The 8,702-nt window shown below is 53.1% G+C and carries 5 protein-coding genes and 2 pseudogenes (2 of these 7 cut by a window edge); 2 read left to right on the forward strand and 5 right to left on the reverse strand.

All coding sequences use genetic code 11. The features are described 5' to 3' along the window. A pseudogene (locus tag A3H92_06470) lies at positions 1-487 on the reverse strand (hypothetical protein) (it extends 590 nt beyond the left edge of the window). Positions 488-636: 149 nt separating this feature from the next. Between A3H92_06470 and A3H92_06475 the strand changes: the two are divergent. Next, positions 637-1,710 carry a hypothetical protein gene (locus A3H92_06475; GenBank protein OHC75258.1) on the forward strand — a complete coding sequence of 358 codons (1,074 nt, stop codon included), beginning with the start codon at positions 637-639 and terminating at the stop codon, positions 1,708-1,710. On the opposite strand, the gene A3H92_06480 is transcribed toward A3H92_06475, so the two are convergent. The 4 genes from A3H92_06480 to A3H92_06495 form a co-directional block, all read right to left on the reverse strand. Continuing rightward, positions 1,687-3,720 carry a hypothetical protein gene (locus tag A3H92_06480; protein ID OHC75259.1) on the reverse strand — a complete coding sequence of 678 codons (2,034 nt, stop codon included), beginning with the start codon at positions 3,718-3,720 and terminating at the stop codon, positions 1,687-1,689. The two genes, A3H92_06475 and A3H92_06480, sit on opposite strands and share 24 nt — an antisense overlap. A gap of 232 nt (positions 3,721-3,952) precedes the next feature. Continuing rightward, on the reverse strand, positions 3,953-5,905 hold the full coding sequence (locus A3H92_06485) for a hypothetical protein (protein OHC75260.1): 1,953 nt from the start codon (positions 5,903-5,905) through the stop codon (positions 3,953-3,955). Then, positions 5,902-6,336, reverse strand: a complete 435-nt coding sequence (locus A3H92_06490; protein ID OHC75261.1) for a hypothetical protein — start codon at positions 6,334-6,336, stop codon at positions 5,902-5,904. The genes A3H92_06485 and A3H92_06490 overlap by 4 nt, the downstream gene beginning before the upstream one ends. 471 nt (positions 6,337-6,807) lie before the next feature. Next, positions 6,808-7,728 (reverse strand): hypothetical protein, encoded by a 921-nt coding sequence (locus A3H92_06495; protein ID OHC75262.1) that lies wholly within the window; start codon positions 7,726-7,728, stop codon positions 6,808-6,810. A gap of 714 nt (positions 7,729-8,442) precedes the next feature. On the opposite strand from A3H92_06495, the pseudogene A3H92_06500 reads away from it, so the two are divergent. Beyond that, positions 8,443-8,702, forward strand: a pseudogene (locus tag A3H92_06500) (30S ribosomal protein S2); it runs 517 nt beyond the window's last position.

The raw sequence follows: 8,702 nt of genomic DNA on the forward strand, positions 1-8,702 counted from the left end.
GGCAGTCGGCGCGAACCCTGGTGGAAAGGGTGCATTGCAATTCATAGGCCTGGGGCGGCAAAGCCGCCGATACCAGATCCTGAAGCTGTATTTCGCCGAACGCCCCCCGCGCCTGCTTGTTGGAGAGGATGTCCTGAAGCCCCACCACCTGCTCGGAAAGGGAGGTAAGGTTCTTTTGCGCGGTATCGATAACGGCAAGGCGTTCATGGAGCTGCTTAAGGGTATGGCCGGTCTTGTCGGTCTGCTCGGCCAGGCCGTCGCCGAGGCGCTTGACCATGGCGTCCAGGCGCTCGTTGACCCCGGACTGGGTCTGCAAAAGCCGCCCGGCTTGTTCGGACTGCATCGCCGCCAGCCTCTCGATAGTTTCGGAGAGCCGCGCCATGCCGACGGCGTCGCCGGCGCGGGCGCGTTCGCCGCGCAGGTAAACAACTGCGACAAGGGTGGCGATAACGATAATGATGATGATTGGAATAACGGTTGCGTCCATCCCGTAACCTTGCCCGAAAGCGCGGCGTTGTTAAATAATAATCGCCGTAACCGTATCCTTTACTTTAGAGGAAATAAAAGATACAATGCTCGGTCGTCGGGGAGAATCCTCGGTTTTGTGTTTGATCGCCCTAGAAAGGGAGTATCGCCATGTTGAGCGTGCTTTCCAAGCTTACGAAGAACGATTTTACGTCGGCCACGCTGTTGGCGCGGATGAACGAGTCTTTTCAGAAGCGGGCCGAGAAGTCGTCGGATGCCATCTCCGGGGACTATCAGCAGAAAATCAACGCCATCAAAATGAATGCCGATAAATGGCGAAAGGTTGAGAGCGGCATCGGCAAGGCCACCTCGGAGATCAGTTCCGTTCTCGGCGAGGCGAAGTCCATCCGCAGCAAGCTGGATAATATGATCCAGGCCATTAATCAGGCGACCCAGGTCACCACCGGCGATACAAACTACGAAGGATACGCCTCGACTTTTGATTCTCTGCTCAAGGGATTGATCAGTTCCGCCGAAAAGCCCGGCGACTCCGTCAATCTGCTGGGCAAAGGCACATCAAGGTACACGTTCGACATCAGCATCTATAATGAAACCCACACGGTGAACGGCTCGTATATGGGAAGCGACTATTACATCACCGATACGGCGGGAATGAGGTGGCAGCCGGACAGGGCGGCGAAAGTTCTCATGCGGTACAGCGATTATCCGAATGACCCCTTGCCGGGCGATTCCGCCAACTTCGAAACCGGGTTGCGATTGGACAGCATCAGCGGCGATACGGTGAACTTTACGACCGGACCCGATACCGGCGCCCCGCAATCTTTCTCAGGCACAATAACCCGCAGCGGGCTTGAGGTCATGGACTCCATATTCTATGACGGGCTGGCGACTGATGCCGGACGCACACGCGCCCTTGCCGATCTCAATGCGGCAAAGGAGGCGGTTAATATTGAAGTGAGCAGGTATGAAGCTGAACTCACCATGGCGAAATTCTATGAGAATCGCGCCGTTGCCGAAAGCAAGGGCATAACGGCGGAAACCAATAACCTTCTTATTAAAAATGCCGATGCCGTAAATAAGGCGCAAAATAAGCTGCAACTGGAATTCAACGGCGTCCAAAGCAAGCTGGCCCGCGCCATGGCCCTCAAGAACAACTACGGCAATATGCTGACGCCGTTTATAAAGAATAAATTCGCCAAGTCATTCGTCAACATTTTTGCCTGAAACTCCGGGTTGCTGCGCATCTACGGCGTCGGCGTCGCCGACATCGGTGAGGTCTGTTTTGCGTTCGCTCATTTCCTTAAGGCGTATCCTGGCTTCCCCGGCCATCCAGACACATGATTTGCCGTACTCATCAAGGAAGAACCTCATGAATTTCCTGCGTTTCCTTGTGTTGACGATGCGGTTGCCGAGGAAGGCTCCTAATCTCAACATGGCGGCGTAAGAACCTCCCGTCATCTTGAGAGCGCCCTTAAGTTCGACGAAATTTTCATTCCATAAACGATCCAGGCGCTGTTCTATTTCCCAGAAACTCTTGTCTTTATGCTTGGCGGTCTCCACCAACTCCCTGAATTTTTCGATGAATTTGTCACAGCCTTTTGCATCGGCGGCCAGATCGACGGCATCCAGATATTCATCGGCTTTGTAATGTGTTAGCTGGTTCTCGATTCGTTTTAACGTCAGGAGTTGTTGCGCCGGCGGGTTGGTCAGGTTAATGGCGGCTGCCGCTTTTGGGGTCGCCCCGTCAATGCGCGCTCCGTCGCTGCAATTGAACAAGGTAAAATTGCCGGTTCTTTGCAGTATGGACAGGTTTATGCGCGACAAATCCAGAGACCATGAGGTCATGGCTTTTCCGCCGAAGTTGGCCGGCACTTCCCGGTTCAGTTGTTTTTCAATGAAATCAAAGCTTTCGCCCGCCGCGTAGTTGTCGTAGTCCTCCTCATAATAGACGGCATCCTGGGAATGGTGCGCAGTTCCATCCCGGCGCCCGCAGTCAACGCCGAAAAGATAAATGTTCTTGAAGCCGACGGCGGAACTGACCGCCAGGGCGGCGTTGGAAACCAGCGGGTCGGACCCGCGCAACGGCTCAGCCGAGCCTAGAAGCAGGACGCTTGAACTCAATGCGGGGCGGAAAAAATACCAACGATTGTCAAACAAGCCGCTGACATCGGGATGAACGGTGGTCGTCACCACCAGCGTGATGCCTTCAAGACCGTATTCATTTTTGAAGTTTTTGAGATTATCAAGAAGTTGCGGCGTATTTTCATTTTCAAGATGCAGGTCGGGACGTATCTCGTTTTTAAGAAGGATGCCCAGGGACGTGCCGCAGGAGAAAACAATGACTCTGTCCCTCCATTTTTTGATGTAAGGCATGTCCTTATCCACGGACGGCCCGGAGCCGACGATGAATACCGGAATAGTTTGTTCAAGATATGGTTTTCGGGAAACGAGGCTAAACGGCCACTTTATGAAGTTTAAATAAGTATTCTTCATCATTATTAATTCATCCTCAAAGTATCCTGAGGATATGTAGAAATTCTTTATTTTTTCATTGAGAATCTTCCTGGTTTCTTGGATATTCCATGACGGGTAATGTATGTATGCTTGAGACCCATCCAGGAACGTAGTTCCGCATGAGGATATTATCCTCTGGATTGCGTGTATATTTTCATCCGGGGATTCATGCGGCAGGAAATAAAGATTAATATTTTTCCTTGAGGCGGCGCGAAAAATCTTTCCCCAATCAACGGCGGCGAATGAATGGATGATAAATTCCGGAATAGGCTCGATAAGCACCATATGCCGGCATACTTTTCCGGCCAATAATTCAGGGATGTGATAGCCGAGGCCGATGCCGAAAATGAACCCGAACCCGACATCGGCAACGGGATATCCTTCGCCTTCGCTCATGCCTTTTTCAATCAGATAAGCGGCGAGCTTTTTCAGAAGTTTTTTCGATACCGTGGTGATGTTGCAGTGCCACGGGTCCGAGAAAATAATTCGGTCGGGGTTTCGGAAGTGTTGATCGAGTTGATCTTTGGTCCATTTAACGGCGTGTTCGGGGTAAAGATTAATCTCTCCCAGATTGATGTTGACGGCGACGCCATCCTCGACCACCAACGTTGAGACGGGGGTGGAGATTTTTTCCAGAACGGCGAAGACGCCCGGTCGGTGCTTTTTGAAAGCCGCCCAATTGCGGCGGACAAGGCTCTGTGTTTCGGAACGTCTGACCATCAAATTGGGCGCACTGCTAGCGCATTGATATATTCAGAAGACACATTGTGTATTCGTCATGCGTGGCCCCCGGATCAAGTCCGGGGGTGATCCGCGCATCCACGTCTGCCTAAACCTGAAAACAAGGCGTGGATGGCCGGGACAACCCCCGGGCTTGGACCCGGGGGCATGACGACAAAGCATAAAAGCAATTTTTGTGTAACATCGTGAATTCACCGGTTGCTTTACTCCCCTAGCCGGCGGCGGTTTGCCACAATTCTTCGTAAATACTTTCAAGGTCCGAGGCGCGTACGGTAAAGTCGGCAAGGGGTGATTTCCGCAGCCGTTGACGAATTTCACCACCGAATGCCTTACGCCGGGCATTGTTTTCTCCCCAGGCGACCGCCAATTCCACAAATTCCTCCGGCGTAGAGGCTACGGCGTCTTTACCGAGTCCGAGATAATGCAGGGTGCTTGCGACTTCGCGGCTGTGTGATCCGTTCCCGGACAGACAGACTACCGGCAGTCCCGCCCATAAGGCGTCGGCGGCTACGTCAATTCGTCTTGCCGGGAAGGGGAGCAGGCAGACATCGCCCTTACGGAAAAATGCTTGAGAATCGGCCTCAAGAAGAATGTCAACACGGTGAGCCACGCCGAAAATTCCGAATAAATCCACAAGCTGTGTAACGGTTTCCGCAGAGCGCAGGAAATTGTGGTTCATGAGGATCAATTTTGAATCGGGCATCTTGTGCAGGACACGAGACCAAACTTCGATGGTTCGCGGGTTAAGCTCCGACAATGTCGCATCGGCGGCGAAGACAAGGCCTTCTTCCTTCTCATGTGCGGCGCCGGATTTGCCTTCGTCGTCCGCCGGGAAATCGACAAGCGTGCCGCCGTGTTCCATGAAGGCAATTTTTTCCTTGATCGGCAGGCCTTTGTCTTTATCGGTGAACAGAACCCGGTCTGAAATAATTACATCCATATTCTCAAGCCCGGCGCCGTATGGGCATTCAAGCCATGACGCCTGGACAGGCGCCATGCGCCTTCCGAAAGCCGTAAGCAGTTCAGGATCGGCGAAACCGCCGATATTGACCAGGATATCGATCTTTTCGGCGGTTACGACGGCGCCCATCGTTACCGGATCCATGTCATTTATGTTGTGCCATGTCTGGAAGGATTTCTGGAATATGATGTTGGACGAAGCGCTTAACCTTCCAATGCCGAAACCAACGGTTCGGAAACGCTTGGGATTGTGTTGCGCCAAAATTTTGGCCAAAACCGATCCGATGCGTTTTTTGCCGATGGCGCCGATTATGTAGCCGACGTTCAGGATATCCTTGGCCTTTGCCGATGGTTTGCCGGCGCCGGACTCTGATCGTAAGCCGAAATGCTTTCCCCATTGCTGAAATGCCGAAACGATGTCGGCTGTTCCTTTTTCGGGATCAAGCAGAAGGTCGTTCAATGCCATGGCGTGGATTGTCGGATCATCTGCGGCAACGGACATGGCCCAACGGTGAGACGCCTGGCCTGCGGAAAAAGCGCCGACGGCGGTCAGCGCAGTTCCCAGTTGGCCGGCGATTTTGGCGTCATTCGGGATTATATGGCGGGCCGCGCACAGCGATTCAACGGCGGCCTTGAAAAGCCCCTGAATGCACAGGCAGTTCGCCAGTCCCAAATTCGCGTCCCGGTTGCCGGGATTCAAGCGGACGTGCTGGCCGAACCAGTTTTCGGCTTCCACCCAGCGGCCTTGTTCAATCGCCGAAAATGCATTTTTTAACAAAGGGTCTTCAACCACCTGGAAAAATGCTTTGGCCAGAGTCGGTAATTTTTTCGGCAGCCCCAGCGCAATAATATGATCTGAATGAGGCAATGTTGAAGCGATCTTGGTGTAATACATGCTGTTGTTAAGATCGCCGAGGATAGCGTAAATAATGGCCAGTAATTCCGCGTACTCGCGAATATCGGCGCCATAGTGAACGGCTTTTTCAGCATGGAAAAGAGAGCCGGTGAGGTCATTTTCATTATAGGCGGCCAGGGCGAGTATGAAGTAAGCGATTGCGCTGTCGTTATGGCCGGAGATGAACTCCTCGCTTTTTATCTTCGCCTCGTTCCATGCGTCTTTGATCAGCAGCCTGGAGATGCTTTCAAGATATTGTTTCTCAAGTTTTGAAGATGCTGGTTTTGAGGGTTGATTTTTTTTGCTCATGCCGAGGTCTCCCCGGCAGGCAGGGGTGATGTATCTTTTGCGGGTTCGCCGTCCCCTTCTCCGGCTTGTTTCGGATCAGTATACAGGCCGCCGGCAAGCTCCCGGTTAATGGAGATTAATATGTCCAGTTTTTCGGGAAGCGGATTGCTGATAAAATCCAGGGTATGCTTGTCCACGAAGTTGGATAACGACAGCACGTTGGACCTGATGTCGTCGGGAGCGGTGCACTCGGGAGATAATAATTCAGCCTGAAAAATGGTCCACAATCGCCAATTCAGCCGGATGGCGGTCTGCATCTGCTCGTGGTCGCCGGTTTCTTTGGCGGCTCTCATCTTCAACGCCGCCTGGGTCAGCGCCCAGGCCTCAACCTTTCTGGGGTTCCCCTCCGGGGGCGGGGCCTCGTAGTTCTTTACTAAGTCCTTCTTGTACATGGCGCATAACCTCACGTTCGTGGGTAATTAAATCATGTCCTGCTTTGAGAGCCTGATACAGCTCGCCTTTATCAAAAAAAATCTTAATTTTATCCACTATATGTCGTGAACTCGGAGCCGCTTTAAGGTAGCTCGAAATGAATTCATGAAAGCGTGGCAAATGTATCTCTGAATCGCCGGGAAAAAGATAGAGGCATTGTAGAGAAAAATATATGCGGCTTGCGGGCGTAACGGCATCCTCGGGAGTTAAAATATCCGAATCCCGTAAAATTGCCGCATCATTAATAACAAGCAGTGACGCGGTGCGGGGGGCGGCATTTTCCAGAACGGCCCCGTTGATAATAATTTTCTGGCCGCTTTTAAGTTGAATTTTGAGGGGCATTTACGGCGGCGGTCAATTAAAAAAAGGGGCCTGAAAGAAACCAAGGGGGCAAGAAGGCCCCCTTGGTCGAGATCGTCATTGCCCGAAGTTTACCTGAACAGGCCCAGAATGCCTTGTTCGGCCTGCGCGGCGAAGGACATCGCCTGAATGCCGAGCTGCTGTCTGGTTTGAAGGGCCAACAGGTTGGCGCCTTCCTCATTCAGATCGGCAATAGTCAGCTTGCCGGCGCCGGTATCCAGAACGTTCATGTATTGCGTCGTAAAGTCGGAACGCACACGCAGGATGGCGACGTTGGACGCCATTGTCGAAGCCTTGGAGCGTAAGCTGCTGATCGTTTCGTCAAGGCTCATGATAGCGGAGTCGGCCATGACGTTGAACGACGCCAGTTCTGCGGCGACGGACAGGTCATAACTTGAAAGTCCGGCGAAGCCGCCACCCGCGCTGAAGCCGATGGCCGTCAACAGTTTGGCGGCCGAGACTGCGTCAGCCGAAGCGCCGGCGCTGTCTTTGAAGAATTGGCTCATGTTGAAATCGACGCCGTCAACCGTAAGTTTGGAGCCGGACTTTTCACTGAAACGCACGGCAAGGGACGACGCTGTCGAGTTAATAAGGTTCAAGCCCTTGTAGGAAGCATCGTCGACGAGCTTTTGTATCTGATCGGCCAGCACTTCGATCTGATCGGTCAGCGACGCGCGTTGGGTCTTATCGGAGCTTCGGGCGCTATCAATAGCGCCTTTCATCTGTTTGACCAAAGACTCCAGGGACTCCGCCGCTTTGAGGGCGGTTTCCAGAGAGCTGACGCCCTGTTCAATAGCGTCTTTACGCTCTGAAAGGTCGCGGGCGCGATCACCGAGAGATTTGGCCTGGAAGTACTTGACCGCATCGTCCATCGGACTCGCGACCTTGAGCTGGGTGTTCATGCGGCCCTGGGTGCGGTCGATTAGACTGGATGTGTTCTGGAGAGATAGAAGGTTCGAACGCACCGCTGATGATAGTGTGAGGTCTGCCATAATAGCTTCTCCCTTTCTAGGGTGTTTACACAGTTTACCGTGCGCGATTCTCACGCACGTTTTAGCACGCTAGCATACTTTAAACGGCTTTTCTATATGTTTTTTTCCAGGACCTTCCTCAAAAAATTCTACGTCCGCCTTGCCGTCATTGCGACCAGCAATTCTCATTATGGCAAAAATCAAGCTCCTCTCCCCTTGAGGGAGAGGTTGGGTGAGGGGTCTTACCGCCGGCAGGCGGGACAAAAACTCCAGTGTTCATGCGGCGCTGGCGCCGGTCGGAGTCTCTTGCGCGTGGACACGCGCCCCCTCACCCTAACCCTCTCCCGCGAGGGGAGAGGGAAAACATCGCCATAATTAGAATTGCTGCATTGCGACCGCGAGCATCAGCGACGCGGGACGCAATCCAATGGCGGCGGCGTAGACTGGATTGCTTCGTCGGCTTCGCCTTCTCGCAATGACGGGCGGCGGAGAAGAGTCTTCCCGAAAAATTATTGTTTCATTTCAAATTTTGGGGAAGGTCCTGGTTTTTTTACAGATAATGGTTCCGGTCGTTTTTCCCTTGCAATTATCATCTTACAGGGCTAGCTAGGCGCACTTAAATTCACACACGGGCCGGCGGCTTCGGCGCAAATTCGTCGTTTTGCCGCTCCGGTGTCTGAACACAAGAGTTCAGGCGGATGCCCGTGGAGGTTAAACCGGAAAAGGAACTGTATCATGGCGCTTCCCGCCTTTACTATGCGTCAGCTTCTCGAAGCCGGCGTACACTTCGGACACAGCACACGCCGCTGGAATCCCAAGATGGCCCCGTACTTGTTCGGGGCGCGTGACAATATTCACATCATCGATCTGCAACAGACGGTGCCGATGCTGCACCGGGCAATGACGGCGGTGCGCGACATCGTCAGCGGCGGCGGCAGGGTGCTGTTCGTCGGCACCAAGCGCCAGGCCGGCGAAAAAATCAGCGATTCCGCCAA

This window comes from Rhodospirillales bacterium RIFCSPLOWO2_02_FULL_58_16, assembly GCA_001830425.1.
Classification (GTDB): Bacteria; Pseudomonadota; Alphaproteobacteria; order Rhodospirillales; family 2-02-FULL-58-16; genus 2-02-FULL-58-16.